Here is a 16,696-nt window from a genome sequence, read left to right on the forward strand (position 1 = left end):
CTCATCTTTTATAGGAAGACTCGATCATAGTAATCGTATTTCAGGTTTTCTCGAATATTCCAGCTGTTAGGAAAGTTTGATTGGCCTTTGGTATAACGGAAAGAGCCCGCACCGCCTTCTTTCATAATAAACCAATTGCCTTTTGTGTCGATGAATCCGAAATAAGAGATTTCACTTTCGTCTATCTCGACAATTTGATAACCATCGGTGGGTTGAGTTTCGGCGGGATGGATCGTTTCGCCAGTGGGGGCTTTGAGAGCCATGACTCCTGAATCTGGAGCTCCTCCTATTAGCAAACCCTCAGTCTTTCTGGCAAGAATGGAGTAGATGAAGTAAGAAATGCCAGCACCGGCGGCTAATTTGAGAAAGGCACGCTTGTCGAGATCGACAATCACGGGCTTCTCTGCCTTCTCTTTTTTTTCATTTACTGATGGAGGTGGGGTTGATAATTTTTGGGAGTGAATAACATTGGCTTTCCGCGGAAAAAGGATTAAGCCAAAGTAGACTAGTAAGGGATAGAAGACAGCAACAATGATCAATTGTTTGTAAGAAACGGCAGTGATAAAAGCAACTACCACTGCCAAGATAGCAATGATAAAAATGGGGTAAAACATAAAATGTCTTTTGTTCAGGACGGTATTTGTATGTGTTTGTTGCATTAGTTTACCTTTTTTTATATTTCTTCTACTAATAGTTCTACAACGCTTGCTGATATAAAAGCAGTTGACCCATTATCGAGTTTAATTTCGTACCAACCTGAATTTTCGGAAACAAATTCAAAAGTGTCACCGTTTTTAGCTTCACCAATTACTTTTGAATCAGTTGTTGGACTTTGGCGAATGTTAGCGCTGGCTGATTCATCAATTTTAACTACCAGCATTGAGGTCTGTCCTAAAATTTGCGTTGAGGTCTGTTCCGGAGTTTGTGTAGGGGCCTGTTCCAAGGTTTGTGTAGAAGTCCGTCTTAAAATTTGTGTTGAAGCCTGTCCTAAAGCTTGTGTTAGAGACTGTTTCAAAGTTTGTGTTGAGACCTGTTCCGAGGCCTGATGGATGAGAGTGAGTATAGGGTTGTTTCTTTGGGTGGAGGAAAACCGAATGTTCAGAAAACTAGAAGTAAAAAGAACCGCGAAGAAAAAAGAAGCGGCAGCAAACTCAGGGATCCTTTGGTAGATTTTTAATGGAGCGTAAGCCACTGTTCCTCTGGTAACGTTTCTCTTTGCAAGCGTAAGCATATTCTTTTCAAGATAGCCTGATTCTTTTTCAATAATTATCCTTTCAAGTAATCTTTTTTCCCTTTGGTTGAGGTTATATTTTTCAACAAAATCTTTATAGCTTTTAATGCCTTTAAGAAACTCATTTTTAAAATTTTCAAAAAATGATAAGACGGTACTTGCTTTAACCCAGGAAGTTTTTCTTTTACCCAAATAGTCTGCATAAGATGAATAACTGTCAATTAAATTATTACCTTTTTCTTCTTGGAGATGTTGGTGGAGGTAATGAGTCATGTTTAGCAGACAGGTGGCATCATTGATAGATACTGATTTATAAGGTCCGCCGAAAAGAGAACCTTGACGCTGATATTTTTTATTGAAATAGATAGAGTATTTTGTTGATAGAGACCTCATAAAACCCTCAAGAGAGTCTTTGGCGATTGGACATAAGAGCAAATGAAAATGATCAGGTGTTAGACAATAAGCAATTAGTTCAACTTTATTGAAATAATTTTTAGGTTGATGCGGTACGCCCCGAAAAGCGCGCCCTTTGACAGTGAAGGTTTTCTGGAGATCTTCAGATTTTTTGGGAAGAGTCAAATAGTCCTCCAGATGACTAAGAAAAACTTCGTAATCCTGTTTATCATTAAAGATGATTCCGTTTGCAATCCCCCGATTGTAGACATGAAAGTAAATTTTACCTTTATTTGTTTTTTTAAGGCCTTGAGCAGTCATGTTTCAAACTTACCATGCGAACAAAGGGGTTACAAGTACCAATTTGAGGCTAAAAAAACTGCCTTTAAAGGAGAAAAGATGTAAGGTTTATCTTGCAAGGAGTATTAAGGCGATCAAAAAAGCTAGGTAAATTAGGGCAAAACACTCGCTTTAAAGGAGAAAAGGTTTTAAGCTTTATCTTGCAAGGATTATTCAGGAGGTCACCAGCAGGAAGAAAGGAGTTTTGTGAGAATCTCGGAGTAGATAGGGCGCAATGGTTATCAGCATGACATACTAGATGATAATGTATGGAAAATTAATTAAATTTATGGATTTTTTCCTTCCTTCTTATGCCCTACCACCAGAAGACTAATCGGCTTTAAGTCCAGTCCCAACAATTCTTTCGTTTTTTTCATTAAATGATCCCGACCCTTACTCATTATTTTTTAATCTTTTTGTCTTCACTAGGATCAATATTTAGAGAAATAAGCAAGTTTTTAAAGACTTTTGATTAAACCTTGACAAAGTTATAAATATTGATTATTCTTTTTATTAGTACATTTTATTTTATTTTCTTTAATCTTATGCAACATCAAAAGAACTGGTTTACCATTTCAGAAGCGGCTAAACATCTTGGTGTCTCCCCTGATACTCTGCGTCGCTGGGAAAAAGCTAAAAAAATTCCTGCCCCAACAAGAACAGCTGGTGGTGCCCGACGTTATTCGAAAGATCTCTTAAACGAAATCCTAGGTAAAGGCAAGGAAGAAAAGAAAGCTAGTCAACCAACAAAACCAGAATCTCAAGGTAAATCTTCTAATAAAAAACAGCTTCTAATAGGCTTAATCGCGGCAATTACTACCATGGCTATCTTTCTCCCTCTTCTCTTTTTCCTTCTCTAAAAGTTAGGCAAAATTAATCTCCAAACCTCTCATTAAAAATATGAAAGAAAAGGATACTGCCTGCGCAGAATCCCAAAGTAAAAATATTTTACTCCTTCCTGGGCAGGAAAAATAAGATTTGATTTGGCAGGAATTGGACAGAAGTAGATATATTTTTTACCTTAATTAGAAGTTGATGTTAAGTAGTTTACTATCTTATCAGCAACATTAACTTTGCATAACTTATCATAAACCCTAAATTGAGGACTGCGATTAACCTCGATAACCATTAATCTTTTTTTATCAGCTAGTAAATCTACTCCAGCAAACTCAACCTTAAAAACTTTAGTAGCTTTAAGAGCCAGACTTTCTATCTCATTTTGATCAACTTCTGGTCCTTTCCCCTCTTCTGAATTAACAAATCGCTCATTTGTTTTTCTTTCCATGATTCCTAGAGATTGATTACCCAAAACAATCACCCGCCAATAAACCGGAGTTTTGATTAATGGCTGGTAAAACCAGTTACCTGAATAGGATTTTTTTGCCTGCTCAATTTGTGGTTGATTTTCAACTCTTATCACTCTTTTTGAATGACTGCCAAACTCGGCTTTAAGAATAGCCGGAAAAATTGGCTTATCCAAAGTAGGAATCGTTGGTAAATTATTCTCCTTCAAAACCTCTGCTTGTCTAATTTTACCTAACTTTGGCCAACTCAAATAAGCTTCCTTATTCAAACATCTAGTTCTCCTGGGTAAGGCTTTAATTAAGGCCATTTTTTCTCTTAGAAATGATTTTTTGTGACGATGAGCCGCTGAACGAGGAATAACAAAATCAAAATCCTCTAGCTCTAAACCTTGGGGTAAAAAAAGCTTGCTTTTGCTAAATTCTATATCTTGGTAATTGATGATTTCTGGTTTAATCCCCTTGTATTTAGCAGATTGAGCGAGCCTCTGAGGTTCATATTCAGGTGGAAAGCGAGTAAGAATAAGAAGCTTCACTTTCGGGCTTTTTTAATCAAATACCTAATGATTTCTTTGGCGACGTCAATCTTGGTTCTCTTTTCAAAAACTTCGAACTGAGGGGCTTCATTAACTTCAATAACGACTGGCTGATTATTTCGCTTGTCTAAAACCATATCAACTGAAGCAATTTCTACTTTCAAAGCTCGACAAGCTTTCTCTGCTTCTTCTTTAATTGCCTGAGGAATTGTTTTCAAAACCTCTGATGAACCTACTGAACGATTCAAAACCAATTTTTCCTCTTTTTTCTGTCTCTTAAAACCGCCTAGAACCTGATAACCAATCAACATTAATCGATAATCACCGTCGTTAGGAACGTATTCCTGAAGCAAAAAGCCTGTTTTTTCAATCCTTCCTTTAATGGCTCGTTCTAAAACTTCCTTATCCTTAATTAATAAAGTTCCCATTCCCTGTCTGCCTCCCTTAGAAATCTTTAAAACAAAAGGATATTGAAAATTCTTAGCTTCCTCTAATAATCTTTCTTTATTGGAAGCAAAACTTGTTTTGGGATAATTAATCTTATCCCCAGCTAGAATAACGCCACCAATGCTCTTAGCTCTCTTTTCCAAGCCTAAATCAGTTAAATAGTCATCAACAACAGGAATTTTATGCCTCTGAGCATAAAGAATAAGTAAGTTTGCCCATTCTGTCGCTCCTCCCACTGCCCGAAAATAGAATAAATTAAAATCTGCTAAAGATTCACCTTCATATAAAATTTTAAATTCGTTCCCCTTTTGTCTCAGGGTCAAATCATCATATTGGATTGGGATCAATTCAATCCCTTCCTTTTTAGCGGATTCTAAAAATTTCTCTCCGGTATCAAACCAAACTCGATAAAATAAGGCAATTTTCATTTAAATTCTCCTAAATTGGGCTGATTCTATTGGCTCTGGTCTAACTAAAAAGCCCATCAAGTCCCTTAAACCTACTAAGAAAGGTGTTTTTAGGTGTGAACGCCTGGTAACACTAGCACTGGTTTTAATTCTCCTGCCTTTTAAGTAAAAAGTCAAACTAATTACTTTCCTTTCTTTCCTCTTACCTAGAGCCGATTGATAGTAACGGGTGAAAATCGTGTTCTCTGGAGTCAATAAGCCCAATTCTTCGGCCAGTTTTTTATCAATCGAGCTCCTTAGAGCTCCGGTATCTATCTTTGCTAAAACAGAGACTGTTTTCTTATTCGCCGCCTTAATCTTAACTTCCTCGAGAACATTAATAATTTTAGCCCCTTTTTTAGCAAGAACTTTATCAGCAAACCGCTCAGCAAAAAGGTCTTGGGCAATCTTTACCCCCTTTTCGGCTCCATCGACTGTTAAGCCTTCAACCCTCGCTAATCTCCCTCGTAAGGGCGCTAGATTAGCATTCTGAATATCTAGCCCCGGTCGAGCATTAAGTTCTAGAATCATTGGTCCTTTTTCCTTATCTAAAATGATATCAACTCCGAAAAAGCCTAACTGAGAAACAACTTCCTGAATTTTAACCGCTAAAATTAAGGTTTCTTCCCAAAAAGGTAACTTTAAACCATTAATTTTCTTCTTTGTCCCCGGAATAAGCTTAACTCTTCTGCCATTATAAAAGCCATAGGTCGTGATGCCGGTAGCTAAATCAATTCCCACTCCAATCGCTCCCTGGTGGAGATTAGCCTTTCCTCGAGATTCAGGCGTGGGTAAACGAAGCATAGCCATTACCGGCACCTTATTAAAAACGATTATTCGAATATCGGGTGTCCCTCGATAAGTATATCTTTTAAAAATTGGGTGAATTTTAACTCGTTCTTCAACAAAAGCTTTGTCAGGTAGATTATGAAGGCTAAAACGCCCAGCAAAGATATCAAGAATATGTTGTCTGATTTGACTGATATCAATCTTCTCATCTCCCATTAAATACCATTCCCCTGCCCATTTGCCTTTTTTCTTAATGACTAAAATTCCATCTCCACCTAAGCCTCGACTTGGTTTAACGACGAAATTACCTGGTAGTTTTTCCCATTGAAAATTATTCAAATCTTCAATTGTCTCAAAAACTGCGTAAAGTTTAGGATGAGGCAGATTATGCCTGCTGAGAATTTTTTTGGTTAAAAGCTTAGAATCAGCAATCTTCCTCCCTCTTTTTTTATTAAAGCGGAGATAAACTTGATTACGGGCATTTTTACCTAGGAGATAATAGGTCTTTGCCATAAATTAACCTTCTTTTAAAACTCGTCGGAAGCGAAACAATTCTAAAAGCCGTATGCCAGTATAGCGACCAATAAGAATATCAAAAACAGGCACAATAATTAAAGTCAATTCAGGATTAAGCAGAACAAATTTTTGCAGAATTTGGAGTTTCATTAAACCAAAACAAGAAAAAGCCAAAATCAATGTCTCAATCGTGATTTTAACCGCTTCCCTTAAACTTCTTCCCTTTTGGACATCAATAAAGGCTTCAGAAAGAAGAATCAAAATGAGAATTGGGAAAATGGAAACAATAGCAATATCCATCCATTCTAATAAAGGAGCAAAAAGGACTACTAAAAGAACAGCCAAAGAAATAAACCAAAACAACAAGGCCATTCGTGGTAAATAATGAATCCTGATTCTAATTTTTCTCAAAAGAAAACGGCCAAAGTTAGTCATCGCCAAAATCGCAAAGAAAAGAAATAAACCAGGAATAATCCCGGTCGCATAAAGAGCCACGGAAATCATGGTAGGCGTAAAAATACCAAATCCACGAATACCAACTAAATGTCGTAAGGCAGCAATCACGGCAACTAGAATAGGTAATAATAAGATCAGAACAATCGTATTAACCGGAACACCAGAGACAACGGCTCGATGGATAACGTGTTTAAAAAAATTAGTGATCCCTAGAGAACCTAATTGCTGTTCATTTAAAGCTCTATCCAACTCTGTTAAAGGTACTTGAGGCTCCGTCAAATTTCCTCTCTGTTCAGGAGGAATTGGCCAAACGAATTGACCCTGAGCCATAAGGCCATTGGTTTTTCCCAAAACAAAGAAAAAGCTAAAAGCAATTAATAAGAAACAAATGAACTTCTTAATCATCTTAACTCTATTATAGTAAACCGAAATCATTAGAAGCAAGAAGAAAGATTACTTGGCTAATTCAGCCTCAATAATCGTTTTGAAGTTTGAAAAAGGCACGGCACCAACTAACATTTGACCATTAATAAAGAAAGTTGGTGTTCCTTGAACGCCTACCTCCAATCCTAAATCTCTATCAGTTTCTATTACTTGAGTATATTTACCTGAATCAAGACAGGTATCAAACTCTGCTTTGTTTAATAAATTCAACTGACTAACGAAGTTATCAATATCAGCATCCACACTCTCTTTCCCAGACCACTCCTCTTGGTTTTCGAAAATAAGATTATGCATTTGCCAATACTGGCCTTGGTCGCCGGCACAACGGGCGGCCTCAGCCATCTTTTGAGCATGGGCATGAAATTGAAGAGGAAAATCATGAAAGATATAACGAATCTGGTCACCATATTCCTCCAATATCTGAGGATAACTCTCCATTACATATTTACCGCAATAAGGACATTGATATTCAGAAAATTCAACAATTGTCACGGGAGCATTTTCTTCACCTTTAACCGCCGCTCCTCCACTCTCAATTTTTTTAATTTGTTCTTCACCAAGCACTTCTCCTTGCTCTTGAGCGGCTTGAGGAGCAGGACTCGCCTGGGCAATTTCCTTTTTTCCCTCCCCACCCTGGCCTAAAAATCTCATCACAAACATTCCTATCAAAAAAGCGACAATGAGGGCTAAGACAAAAATAATTATGGTAGTTAGACTTCGTTCTTTTTTTTCTTCTGCCATCTTTATTTACCTAAATAAATTGCTTCAACTGGACAAGAATCAACCGCTTCCTTTATTTTCTCTTCTTCATCACCCGAAGGATTAATTATCTCCGCCTTGCCATCATTTCCAAGCTTAAATGTTTTGGGGGCAAGAATTGTGCAGGTGCCGCAACCAATACATTTTGCCTTGTCAACGGCAGGTTTTCTCATAACTTGGCGTATCCTAACATTTCTTTAGCCTCAAGTCAACTTTTTTGACCCCAGGAAGGCGCAGGCGTAGCTCCCTGATGAAGGTATTGGTAAACACCGGCCGCGGCCCGGGCACCGTCAGAGGCCGCAGTAATAAACTGACGAAAAAGAATCCCCCCTTGAATACTAGCAATATCACCAGCCGCAAAAACTCCAGGAAGACTAGTTTCCATACCTGGATTGACTTTAATATAACCACCCTCATCAATCTCAATCCCTAAAGATTTGACTAAACTAGAAGTGGGTATTTGACCAATCTCAATAAAAACCCCGTCTACCTTTAATTCTTGATTATCTTTGTAAGGATTTTTTAAAATAAGACTCTCAACCTTTTCTGTCCCTTTAATTTCTTTAACTTCATTAGACAAAACCTCTTCGACCTTATCTGTTTGTTTCATTTTTTCCACCCAGGTTGGTTCAGCCCGGTATTCATCGCGGCGGTGAATAATATAAACTTTTTTAGCAAATTGAGCGGCATGAACAGCGCTGGTAACAGCGGAATCACCTCCACCAACGATAGCAACTGTTTTCTCCTTAAATAAAGGAATATCGCAATTAGTACAGTAAGAAACGCCCCTACCGATTAACTTATCTTCGCCAGGAATATTAAGAGAACGAAAAGAAGCTCCCATCGCCAAAATCAAAGTTTTTGCCTGATAAGGTCCTTTATCAGTCTTTACTTCAAAACCATCCCCACTTTTCGCTAAACCACCAACTCTCTCCTGTTTAATTTCGACCTCATATCTTTTTACCTGTTCAATCATCTTTTGCATCAATTCAGGTCCAGGAATAGATAAATAGCCGGGGTAGTTCTCGACTGTCCCTGCTAGAGTTCCTTGCCCTCCAGGCGTTTCCCCAATCAGCAGATGGTCAATTTTATAACGACTGGCATAAATAGAAGCCGTCATTCCGGCAACGCCAGCCCCAACAATAATCAAATCATTCATTCAAAACCTCCTCAATTAATTTTCTATAACCTTCTTTACCAGGAAAGCCGATTTGTTTCTTGACTGCTTTGCCTTCCTTGAAAATAATCACGGTGGGAATACTCATCACCCTATACTCTTGGGCTGTCTTGGGATTTTCATCAACATTTAATTTTCCTGCTTCAATTCTGTCTTGGTACTCTCTGACTAACTCTTCGATCACTGGGCCTGCCATTTGACAAGGACCACACCAGGGTGCCCAAAAATCAACAAAAACCGGCATTGCTGCCTTTAAAACTTCCTGATCAAAATTTTTATCAGTTAAATCGATCACTCTTAACTCCTCTTAAAACAGAAGTCATTAAAGCCATAAATTCTGCAAAACAACCAAAATCAAAATTAAAGTCACCACTGCTAAAAGTAAAAGGAAATTTCTTTTTTCAAATAAAGACTGACTCGTTACTCTTGTCTTTCTCCGAGTTGTTTTTCTTTTTGTCGCTTTCTTTTTTCTTGCCATCTTCCACCTCCTTCCCTAGCTAGCAAGCCAGCCGCCATCAACATATAAGACTATTCCGGTAATATAGTCAGCTTCATCACTAGCCAAAAAGGCTGCCGCTCTACCAATGTCTTCAGGTTTACCTGCTCTACCTTTAGGTATTCTAGCTAACGTTCCTTTTAATTGTTCTTTATCCTCGGTAATAAACTTGGTCATATCAGTATCCACTAATCCCGGCGCAATTGCATTAACATTAATCCCTTTTGGTCCCAACTCAACTGCCATTGCTTCGGTGAGGGCCACTGAGCCGCCTTTAGAGGTCGCGTAATGGGCAATATTACTTGAGCCAATCCCCACGCCTCCAGAGGCAACCGAAGCCATGTTAATAATCCTTCCGCCTGGACCCATTAATTTCAAAGCCGCTTGAGAACAAAGAAATTGGCCTTTTAAATTAACATTAATGACTTTATCCCACTCTTCTTCAGGAATCGCTTCGAAAGGATGGACAGTCAGAATACCAGCGTTATTAACTAAAATATCTAATTTTTTCCACTTACTGCTAATCTCTGCAAACATTTTACTAACCGAAGCCACCTCAGAAACATCGGCTTGAACAGCAAAGGCTTGACGGCCCATTTTTTCAATTTCCGTCACCACTATTTGAGCCTCTTCAATCTTGGAATGGCAATTGATAATCACATCCGCCCCTTGTTTAGCTAAGGCCAAAGCAATCCCTCGGCCAATACCCCGAGAAGCACCCGTCACTAAGGCTTTCTTTCCTGTTAAATCAAACATTATTTCACCCCCCCTCCTTTTTTATATTAACAAAATATTTAAGCCAATAAATAAGAATAACATTAAAATAACAAAAAATTTCTGTTGACGAAAAGTAATTTCTGTCTTAACCTGCCAAAAGAGCCAACGATGAAGTTGCTCATCCTTACCCCGAACTAATAATTCAAACTCATCTTTTAGTAAATGCAAGGCCATGGCTATTACTAAACCACTACCAAAAAGACTGCCAGTCGAAGTCAAAACAAAAAAACAAATAACATAAAGAATCAATTGAAAAAAAGCGCTATGAAAAGATAATCTAAACCTTTCTTCTTGGGTATCAACCAATAAAATTAGAGCTTCTTTAAATTGACGTTTATCAACTAATTGTTTCACCCTAATACTAGTTAACTCCTGAGGGTAGATGAATAAAGTGTAGAGCAAGTGATCAAGGTCAAGAAGAAAAGTGCCTATTAAACCTCCTAGCCAGAGAAAAATGAGATTCCAGTGCCAACTCCAACGCAGTAAAGTAACTAGTAACAACCAAATAAAAGTAATGAGTAAATGACTCCTTATTTCTTTTTTAAGCATAGCTTTCTTAAAGCTTGGGCATTCTCAACCGCATAACCCAGGGCATCGTTGTTAAAATAGGCATAAATATCAAAACCCTGATTTTGCCAAACTCTGATCTTTTTTGCCCACTGCCTTAATTCTCTTTCAGTATAGCACGAAGAATAGAGTTGTGTCCTGCCATGAAAGCGGAGATAAACAAAATCAGCGGTTACTTCTCTGGTGATCGGCCAACCAGGATTATCTTGAAAAACAAGGGCAATCTTATTCTGCTTAAGAATTTGGTAGATTTCATCCGTCAACCAACTTTTCTCTCGGAATTCAAAGGCATAACGCCATTTTTTGGGCAGGTTTTTTAAAAACTCAACTAATCTTTCAGGGTTAGCCTTAAATCTCGGAGGCAACTGCCAAAGAACAACCTCTTTATTATTTTTAATCCCTTCAGCATTTTTAAAAAACCTTTTGACTGGTTCCTGACATTCCTTTAACTTCTTCATTTGAGTAATATAGCGACTACCTTTAATCGCAAAAACAAAATTCTTGCCTGCTCGTCGCCGCCAATCTTTAAAAACCTCTTTTTTGGGCAGGTGATAAAAAGAAACATTTAATTCCAGGGTGTCAAAATGTCGGCAATAATAATCAAACCACTTAGATTGGGGCAGGTTTTGAGGATAAAAAACTCCTTTACCCCAATGAGAATAAGAAAAACCAGAAGTACCTATAAAGATCTTTCCCATAAATGCTTTTTCAGATCAACGTGTTTTTTATCTTTAAACTTTACGCCATCCTTTAAAAGCTTTTTTCTCTGCTCTCTAAAGCTTGGCGCTAATCTCCCCTCTTGACTAACGACTCGATAGCAAGGAATTGTTTTGGGATCAGGATTCCGATGAAGGGCGTTGCCAACTGCCCGAGCGGCCTTTGGCTTGCCCAGCTTAGCGGCAATTTGACCATAGACCGCCACTTTACCAGCCGGAATTTGCCTAGTAAACTGATAAACCTTTTGAGAAAAACTTTGTTTCACCTATTTTGCCTCGTAGATAACTTTTTCTTTTTTCTTTTCCTGCCATTTTTTCCTTAGCTCTGTTAGCTTCCACATAAACAATCTGGCTGGATTTTCTACGTTAGAAGCATCTTTAACAAAATTCCTGGCTTTTTCGAGCATTGGCCGAGGCAATTCCTTAGCCAATTTAATATAAAGAGCTTTCCGCTCTAAATCATTTAATTCTTCGGCTAAACGATAGCCAAAATCCTGAAATTCCCGAGAAATATATTTTTTTTCATCCCAACTAAAATCTTTCAGAACATCGCCAATTGCCTGAAGACCTTTTGTTTTATCTCTCTTTTTCACCATTTTATCTCTTTGTAATTAAAATTGGGGCTAAGGTTCCCAGAGAAGCCAAGATAAAAATCGTCTCTAAGGGTAAACCAAGAAAAACTAAAACTCCTGCCAATAAAAGGCCACTAACAGCTCCCAGTCCTAAGGAAATTTCCATAAAATAAAGAGATTGACCGGTGCCACCATCAACTGCTTTCTGATAAGTTCGCACTAAAAAAGGAATATGGAGCATTTGTTCCGCTACTCGATAGAAACTATCGACACCCACGATTATTAAAGGCGTTCGGGCAATAATTCGAACCAGCCAAGTAAGGAAACCGACCATTGCTCCTAAATTAATAATCATTTTGGTGCCAACTTTATCAACAACCAGGCCGGTAAGATAAGTAATCACGGCCGCCACCAAAACCGCAGCGGCAACAATTTCCCCAAAAGCTAAAATTTTCCCAACTAACAAAAATAAAAAGATTGGCCAAACTACCCCATACAAAGATGACTCCAATCCCCAACCAAAATAGCCCAACATCACCTTTTTATGAGTTCTAAAAAGGCGTAAAACGCTAGTAATTCGGGCATCTTGATGGGGCTTAATTTCCTTTGACAGCAAGGCAATCATCATCGCTAAAGTAAAAATTGCTCCGGCTGACAGAAAAAGAAACTGATAACCAAACTTTAGAATCATTAAACCTCCTAAAATTGGCGTCACCACGCCAATTAAAATATAGAAAGTTTGGCTAAGCCCAGTTTGTTTACCGAAATGCTGATGATCGCCCCGTTTAATAAAAAGCCCATGATAACCAAACCAGAAAAGAGCGGCGTGAATTCCCCAAAAAACAGAGACCAAAATCAGCAAAAAAGGATAGTTCTGACTAAAAGCAAGTAGGGCAACAAAAAGAAAAAAAGGAATAATTGAAAGAATTAAGGTCCTTCGATAACCGAGCCGAAAACTAATGTTTTCCGCTAAAGACATGGTCATTAGTTTAGAAACATAAATTAATAAATCATAACCTAAAACAATCAAAACTGAGGTAGTAATGGTAAAACCTAAATTCCGACTAATGCTTAAGACATAAAGAGGTGAAAACAAGCCTAATAATTCGACCGCCATTCGGCGCAGAGTGACCACAGCAATCACTGAACCTATCCCCTCGTTCTCTAAATGGAGCCAAGGAAAACCAATTGAATGAATAAAATGTTTCATCTATCTTTTTCTAAGATCTCCATAAAAAACAAACAAAAAAGCCGTGCCTAATAAAGAAAGCAAACCGACTAATAAAAATAAGGGTTGAAAACCTAAATAATTAGCAATCACTCCGCCTAAGCCTGCGACTACAGCTCCACCCAAATCAGTGGTGGTGTAATAAATACTCCACTCAAAACCCTCCTGATGGCTGTCAACATGCCTAGTAAAAATGGCTAACCAGGTAGGATAAGAAAGGGCTGCGCCAAAACCACTAATAACTTGAATTAGGAAAATATGAGAAACTGTTCGGGCAAAAATATAAAGAAAAGCAGTCAAAGAAATAATCAATGAACCAATAATCATCACCCAAAAATCATCGATTTCGCCTTTTTTCCTATCAATAAACCAAGCTAAGGGGATTTGGATTAAACATTTTGTCAAAAGAAAAACCGTTATCACCAAACCAGCCATTTCCACGTTGCCACCTTGAATCTGATTAGTTACAAAAACAGCAAAAATAGGATTGATCAATCCCCAACCAGAGAGCATGAGAATATCGGAAATGGTCAAAAAACGAATGACTTTGTTAATCGAAAAGCTAATTTTCATTTTTTAATTAAATTGATTAGCGGCTCTTTCCCAGTCTTCAGTTAAAGCCAGCCTAATCGCTTTAACCGCTTTTTTAATTAATTGCTTAACTTTAGCCCTCTCTTCTCGCTTGAATTCTGCTAAAACATATCTCTCCACTAATTTCTCTTTACCAATCTTGGCTTTATCCTTCTTGACCGGATAACCAATACCTAAGCGAAAACGAACAAAGTCACCATTACCCAATTTTTCGATAATTGATTCCAAACCACGATGACCAGCTGAACTCCCGCCTTTTCTGATTCTTACCTTCCCCAAAGGCAAATCAACATCATCATGGATGATCCAAATATCTTCTGGCTTAATTTTATAATAACTAGCTATCTTGGCAACGGCAAACCCAGAAGCATTCATAAATGTTTGGGGCTGGACAAGGATAATTTCATCAATTCTAGTGATGAGACTGTTAAACCTTTTACTCTCCTGCCAGGCTGTTTCTTCTACTGGCATTAATTTCTTTAGTAATTCATCCAAAACCAAAAACCCTAAATTATGGCGAGTCTTTTGATATTTTCTTTCTGGATTACCTAAACCAACAATAAGTTTCACCTTAGTAACTCCTTAACTTCCTTGTCACTGACTTGGTCAAATTCCTGATAAAATTGGCCAACAGCAAAAAACATCAGTGGTGCTTCCAGATAAACAATCTCATCTGCCTGTTCTTCTAGTTTCGGCATTGAATCACGGGAGATAACCGGGATGGCAACCACAATCTTCTTGGGCTCTTGTTGCCTAATAACTTCTATCGCGGCCGCCATTGTCGCTCCAGTGGCCACCCCATCATCAGTAATAATAACTATCTTATCCTCTAGTTTCACTGCTGGTTTATTCCCCCGATATTCTTTGACCCTTCTTTCTACTTCTGCTTTTCGACCCGTAATTTCTTTTTCAAGATATTCTTTATCAATACCCAAACGACTTGTCAATTCCTCATTAATCACCGGCTCACCAGTGATCCCTACAGCGCCAATTGCCAACTCTGAATTATTTGGGGCACCAATCTTTTTAGTAACAAGAATATCTAATGGACAATTTAAAACAAGAGAAAGTTGTTTACCAATCACCAAGCCTCCTCGAGGGATTGCTAAAACAATCAAGTCTTGACTGTCTTGAAAATCTTTTAATTTTTCGGCTAGTTTCTTGCCTGCTTCCTCCCTGTTTTTGAAAACCATCTCATTTCCAATTTTAGCACACAAAAAAGCAGTCCGACCTGACGGCTTAAAAGCAGCCTGAAGACAAATTAAATGATCGAACTGCTATTTAATTTTAGTTAGCTGCTTTTTGGCAAAATCGCCTACAAATGGCAGTTTAAATTCTTCTCCTTGATAAGCCTTGAAAATCAAAACCAACCAGAGAATAAACCCCACAATCCAAAGAAGCGGAGAGAGCATCCAACCAATCACGGGCACAAACATTAAAATTGTCAAAGCACCAAAGACAATGATTGATTGCATGGCATGGAAACGAACAAAAGGGTCTTTCTCAATGAGAAGAAAAACAATTCCTGTTAACCAACCCAAAACATAAGAAAGAGCAGCGGCTGTGTTCTTGGGTAAACCGAGACCAGCTTTCATAGTGGCCATAAATTTTCACCTCCTTTCTATTCAAATAGTCCCACAAATTCTCAGTAGTTGTCAAGGATTGTTTTTTAGAACAAACTCATCTGTTTTTTCTCCTCTTTCTCTTCTCCCCAAATTCTTACTGTTCCAAAAACACCATCATAACCCGGATCAACAACAATATCACCTTCTCTTACTTTTTTAATTCCCTGGGCTACCTTTTCACCACTTACTTTGGCAATTTCCAAGGGATCTATCTTTAATAAAACATTAAATTCTGATTCAAATCTCTCTACTAAACGATTGTACTCAGTTTCAACTTTTTGGCTGGAAACACCAACCCCTAAAGATTCTGATAAAATTTCCATTAAAGGCACTAACATTTTATAAGGAGGCCGATCCGGGGGCTGATAGTCAACTGGTCGAGTGGCCAGTTTTTCGACCCGATGCATCACCCCAATCGTCAAAGGTTTACCGCAAACTGGACAAGTCCAACCAACTCTTTTGGTCTCCTCTGGAGATTGTTTAATCTGACAATTTCTGTGGCCTGTATAATGATACTTTCCTTCTTCAGGATAAAACTCTATTGTATAAGCAATTTCCTGCTTCTTAATCGCTCTTTTAATATCTTTATAGCTAAAATTCTGATTTGCTATTTTGAAAACGGTTGTTTCTCTGCCTAATTTTTGGGGACTATGAGCATCACTAAAACTGATGATACTGCGACTGTCTAATTCTTCAATCCGCCAATTCATGGCAGGATTACTAGAAAGGCCTGTCTCCACGGCATAAATTTGATCAGCAAACCGGCCAAAGCATTCTCTAAGAGAATCAAAACCAGACCGGGAACCATAAAGAGAAAACCAGGGCGTCCAAATGTGGGCCGGAATAACTAGGCAATCTTGAGAAACAGAAAAAACTAAATCACAAAGTTCAATACTTGATAAGCCTGTTATTGGTCGACCATCTGATAGTAATCTCACACCATAGCTTCGTAATTGCTGGTTAATTTTCTCAACCACTTTTAGGTTAGGAGCAAAAATAAGATTGTGAATTCGGTGACCTTTTCCCTTTTGCGAGTAAATACTCGAAATCTCGGTGGTCAACAAAAATAAAACATCACTAGGCTCATCTTTATAGCGATAAATCCCTTCATTAACTTCAATTAGATTTTCTCTAAGCTCCCTTACCCATAAGGGGTGAGTAAAATCAGCCGTCGTCACCAAATCAATCCCCTTTCTCTTTGCCCACTTAGCCATTTCAGGAATAATCATCTGCCGAGAAACAGCCCGAGAATATCTACTGTGAATATGAAGATCGGCAATTAGCTCCATC

At 38.1% G+C, this 16,696-nt stretch carries 23 protein-coding genes; 1 reads left to right on the forward strand and 22 read right to left on the reverse strand.

The annotated features are described in order from the left end of the window. Positions 1-8: 8 nt before the first annotated feature. Both VMY36_00925 and VMY36_00930 read right to left on the reverse strand, forming a co-directional pair. The gene (locus tag VMY36_00925) at positions 9-614 is read right to left on the reverse strand and encodes a hypothetical protein (protein ID HUV42451.1); all 606 of its coding nucleotides are present in this window, start codon (positions 612-614) and stop codon (positions 9-11) included. Positions 615-673: 59 nt separating this feature from the next. Further along, positions 674-1,945, reverse strand: a complete 1,272-nt coding sequence (locus tag VMY36_00930) for an SH3 domain-containing protein (protein HUV42452.1) — start codon at positions 1,943-1,945, stop codon at positions 674-676. A 563-nt stretch (positions 1,946-2,508) separates the two neighbouring features. Between VMY36_00930 and VMY36_00935 the strand changes: the two genes are divergently transcribed. Then, on the forward strand, positions 2,509-2,823 hold the full coding sequence (locus VMY36_00935; GenBank protein ID HUV42453.1) for a MerR family DNA-binding transcriptional regulator: 315 nt from the start codon (positions 2,509-2,511) through the stop codon (positions 2,821-2,823). Positions 2,824-2,984: 161 nt separating this feature from the next. Here the strand turns inward: VMY36_00935 and VMY36_00940 are convergent, their stop codons facing one another. The 20 genes from VMY36_00940 to VMY36_01035 form a co-directional block, all read right to left on the reverse strand. Beyond that, complete coding sequence (locus VMY36_00940) at positions 2,985-3,800, reverse strand: hypothetical protein (protein HUV42454.1); 816 nt, start codon at positions 3,798-3,800, stop codon at positions 2,985-2,987. Continuing rightward, positions 3,797-4,675, reverse strand: a complete 879-nt coding sequence (locus VMY36_00945; GenBank protein ID HUV42455.1) for an ATP-grasp domain-containing protein — start codon at positions 4,673-4,675, stop codon at positions 3,797-3,799. The genes VMY36_00940 and VMY36_00945 overlap by 4 nt, the downstream gene beginning before the upstream one ends. Then, positions 4,676-5,995: a sugar-transfer associated ATP-grasp domain-containing protein gene (locus VMY36_00950; protein ID HUV42456.1), complete on the reverse strand. Its 1,320-nt coding sequence runs from the start codon at positions 5,993-5,995 to the stop codon at positions 4,676-4,678. 3 nt (positions 5,996-5,998) lie between these two features. Continuing rightward, complete coding sequence (locus VMY36_00955; GenBank protein HUV42457.1) at positions 5,999-6,859, reverse strand: 7TM domain-containing protein; 861 nt, start codon at positions 6,857-6,859, stop codon at positions 5,999-6,001. A gap of 48 nt (positions 6,860-6,907) precedes the next feature. Continuing rightward, positions 6,908-7,639, reverse strand: coding sequence for a DsbA family protein (locus tag VMY36_00960; protein HUV42458.1), 732 nt, complete (start codon positions 7,637-7,639; stop codon positions 6,908-6,910). 2 nt (positions 7,640-7,641) lie between these two features. Beyond that, positions 7,642-7,830: a ferredoxin gene (locus tag VMY36_00965; protein ID HUV42459.1), complete on the reverse strand. Its 189-nt coding sequence runs from the start codon at positions 7,828-7,830 to the stop codon at positions 7,642-7,644. A 35-nt stretch (positions 7,831-7,865) separates the two neighbouring features. Then, complete coding sequence (locus VMY36_00970) at positions 7,866-8,816, reverse strand: FAD-dependent oxidoreductase (protein ID HUV42460.1); 951 nt, start codon at positions 8,814-8,816, stop codon at positions 7,866-7,868. Then, positions 8,809-9,129 (reverse strand): thioredoxin, encoded by a 321-nt coding sequence (trxA, locus tag VMY36_00975; GenBank protein HUV42461.1) that lies wholly within the window; start codon positions 9,127-9,129, stop codon positions 8,809-8,811. Before trxA ends, VMY36_00970 begins: the two co-directional genes overlap by 8 nt. A gap of 27 nt (positions 9,130-9,156) precedes the next feature. After that, entirely contained in the window at positions 9,157-9,312 is a 156-nt protein-coding gene (locus VMY36_00980) for a hypothetical protein (GenBank protein HUV42462.1), read from the reverse strand. A gap of 15 nt (positions 9,313-9,327) precedes the next feature. Next, positions 9,328-10,086: a 3-oxoacyl-ACP reductase family protein gene (locus tag VMY36_00985; protein ID HUV42463.1), complete on the reverse strand. Its 759-nt coding sequence runs from the start codon at positions 10,084-10,086 to the stop codon at positions 9,328-9,330. A 21-nt stretch (positions 10,087-10,107) separates the two neighbouring features. Next, positions 10,108-10,656 carry a hypothetical protein gene (locus VMY36_00990; GenBank protein HUV42464.1) on the reverse strand — a complete coding sequence of 183 codons (549 nt, stop codon included), beginning with the start codon at positions 10,654-10,656 and terminating at the stop codon, positions 10,108-10,110. Then, positions 10,638-11,372, reverse strand: coding sequence for a DUF72 domain-containing protein (locus VMY36_00995; GenBank protein HUV42465.1), 735 nt, complete (start codon positions 11,370-11,372; stop codon positions 10,638-10,640). Before VMY36_00995 ends, VMY36_00990 begins: the two co-directional genes overlap by 19 nt. Further along, positions 11,354-11,656 carry an MGMT family protein gene (locus tag VMY36_01000; protein HUV42466.1) on the reverse strand — a complete coding sequence of 101 codons (303 nt, stop codon included), beginning with the start codon at positions 11,654-11,656 and terminating at the stop codon, positions 11,354-11,356. Before VMY36_01000 ends, VMY36_00995 begins: the two co-directional genes overlap by 19 nt. After that, entirely contained in the window at positions 11,657-11,983 is a 327-nt protein-coding gene (locus tag VMY36_01005; GenBank protein ID HUV42467.1) for a hypothetical protein, read from the reverse strand. Between the two features lie 4 nt (positions 11,984-11,987). After that, complete coding sequence (locus VMY36_01010; GenBank protein HUV42468.1) at positions 11,988-13,172, reverse strand: MFS transporter; 1,185 nt, start codon at positions 13,170-13,172, stop codon at positions 11,988-11,990. Further along, positions 13,173-13,763: an MFS transporter gene (locus VMY36_01015; protein HUV42469.1), complete on the reverse strand. Its 591-nt coding sequence runs from the start codon at positions 13,761-13,763 to the stop codon at positions 13,173-13,175. Positions 13,764-13,766: 3 nt separating this feature from the next. Further along, positions 13,767-14,351 carry an aminoacyl-tRNA hydrolase gene (gene pth / locus VMY36_01020; protein ID HUV42470.1) on the reverse strand — a complete coding sequence of 195 codons (585 nt, stop codon included), beginning with the start codon at positions 14,349-14,351 and terminating at the stop codon, positions 13,767-13,769. After that, complete coding sequence (locus VMY36_01025; protein ID HUV42471.1) at positions 14,348-14,974, reverse strand: phosphoribosyltransferase; 627 nt, start codon at positions 14,972-14,974, stop codon at positions 14,348-14,350. The genes pth and VMY36_01025 overlap by 4 nt, the downstream gene beginning before the upstream one ends. 84 nt (positions 14,975-15,058) lie before the next feature. Beyond that, positions 15,059-15,385: a DUF4870 domain-containing protein gene (locus VMY36_01030; GenBank protein ID HUV42472.1), complete on the reverse strand. Its 327-nt coding sequence runs from the start codon at positions 15,383-15,385 to the stop codon at positions 15,059-15,061. Between the two features lie 65 nt (positions 15,386-15,450). Beyond that, positions 15,451-16,695, reverse strand: a complete 1,245-nt coding sequence (locus VMY36_01035) for an endonuclease Q family protein (GenBank protein HUV42473.1) — start codon at positions 16,693-16,695, stop codon at positions 15,451-15,453. Between the last annotated feature and the right edge of the window lies 1 nt (position 16,696).

This window comes from Patescibacteria group bacterium (genome assembly GCA_035529375.1).
In the GTDB taxonomy this organism is placed as follows: domain Bacteria; phylum Patescibacteriota; class Microgenomatia; order PFEM01; family JAHIFH01; genus DATKWU01.

What these genes read in the sequence shown, in the direction of transcription:
- VMY36_00925 (HUV42451.1), bottom strand. Translation starts at nt 614, where the DNA reads ATGTTTTACCCCATTTTTATCATTGCTATCTTGGCAGTGGTAGTTGCT.
- VMY36_00930 (HUV42452.1), bottom strand. Translation starts at nt 1,945, where the DNA reads ATGACTGCTCAAGGCCTTAAAAAAACAAATAAAGGTAAAATTTACTTT.
- VMY36_00935 (HUV42453.1), top strand. Translation starts at nt 2,509, where the DNA reads ATGCAACATCAAAAGAACTGGTTTACCATTTCAGAAGCGGCTAAACAT.
- VMY36_00945 (HUV42455.1), bottom strand. Translation starts at nt 4,675, where the DNA reads ATGAAAATTGCCTTATTTTATCGAGTTTGGTTTGATACCGGAGAGAAA.
- VMY36_00950 (HUV42456.1), bottom strand. Translation starts at nt 5,995, where the DNA reads ATGGCAAAGACCTATTATCTCCTAGGTAAAAATGCCCGTAATCAAGTT.
- VMY36_00955 (HUV42457.1), bottom strand. Translation starts at nt 6,859, where the DNA reads ATGATTAAGAAGTTCATTTGTTTCTTATTAATTGCTTTTAGCTTTTTC.
- VMY36_00960 (HUV42458.1), bottom strand. Translation starts at nt 7,639, where the DNA reads ATGGCAGAAGAAAAAAAAGAACGAAGTCTAACTACCATAATTATTTTT.
- VMY36_00965 (HUV42459.1), bottom strand. Translation starts at nt 7,830, where the DNA reads ATGAGAAAACCTGCCGTTGACAAGGCAAAATGTATTGGTTGCGGCACC.
- VMY36_00970 (HUV42460.1), bottom strand. Translation starts at nt 8,816, where the DNA reads ATGAATGATTTGATTATTGTTGGGGCTGGCGTTGCCGGAATGACGGCT.
- VMY36_00980 (HUV42462.1), bottom strand. Translation starts at nt 9,312, where the DNA reads ATGGCAAGAAAAAAGAAAGCGACAAAAAGAAAAACAACTCGGAGAAAG.
- VMY36_00985 (HUV42463.1), bottom strand. Translation starts at nt 10,086, where the DNA reads ATGTTTGATTTAACAGGAAAGAAAGCCTTAGTGACGGGTGCTTCTCGG.
- VMY36_00990 (HUV42464.1), bottom strand. Translation starts at nt 10,656, where the DNA reads ATGCTTAAAAAAGAAATAAGGAGTCATTTACTCATTACTTTTATTTGG.
- VMY36_00995 (HUV42465.1), bottom strand. Translation starts at nt 11,372, where the DNA reads ATGGGAAAGATCTTTATAGGTACTTCTGGTTTTTCTTATTCTCATTGG.
- VMY36_01010 (HUV42468.1), bottom strand. Translation starts at nt 13,172, where the DNA reads ATGAAACATTTTATTCATTCAATTGGTTTTCCTTGGCTCCATTTAGAG.
- VMY36_01015 (HUV42469.1), bottom strand. Translation starts at nt 13,763, where the DNA reads ATGAAAATTAGCTTTTCGATTAACAAAGTCATTCGTTTTTTGACCATT.
- VMY36_01025 (HUV42471.1), bottom strand. Translation starts at nt 14,974, where the DNA reads ATGGTTTTCAAAAACAGGGAGGAAGCAGGCAAGAAACTAGCCGAAAAA.
- VMY36_01030 (HUV42472.1), bottom strand. Translation starts at nt 15,385, where the DNA reads ATGGCCACTATGAAAGCTGGTCTCGGTTTACCCAAGAACACAGCCGCT.
- VMY36_01035 (HUV42473.1), bottom strand. Translation starts at nt 16,695, where the DNA reads ATGGAGCTAATTGCCGATCTTCATATTCACAGTAGATATTCTCGGGCT.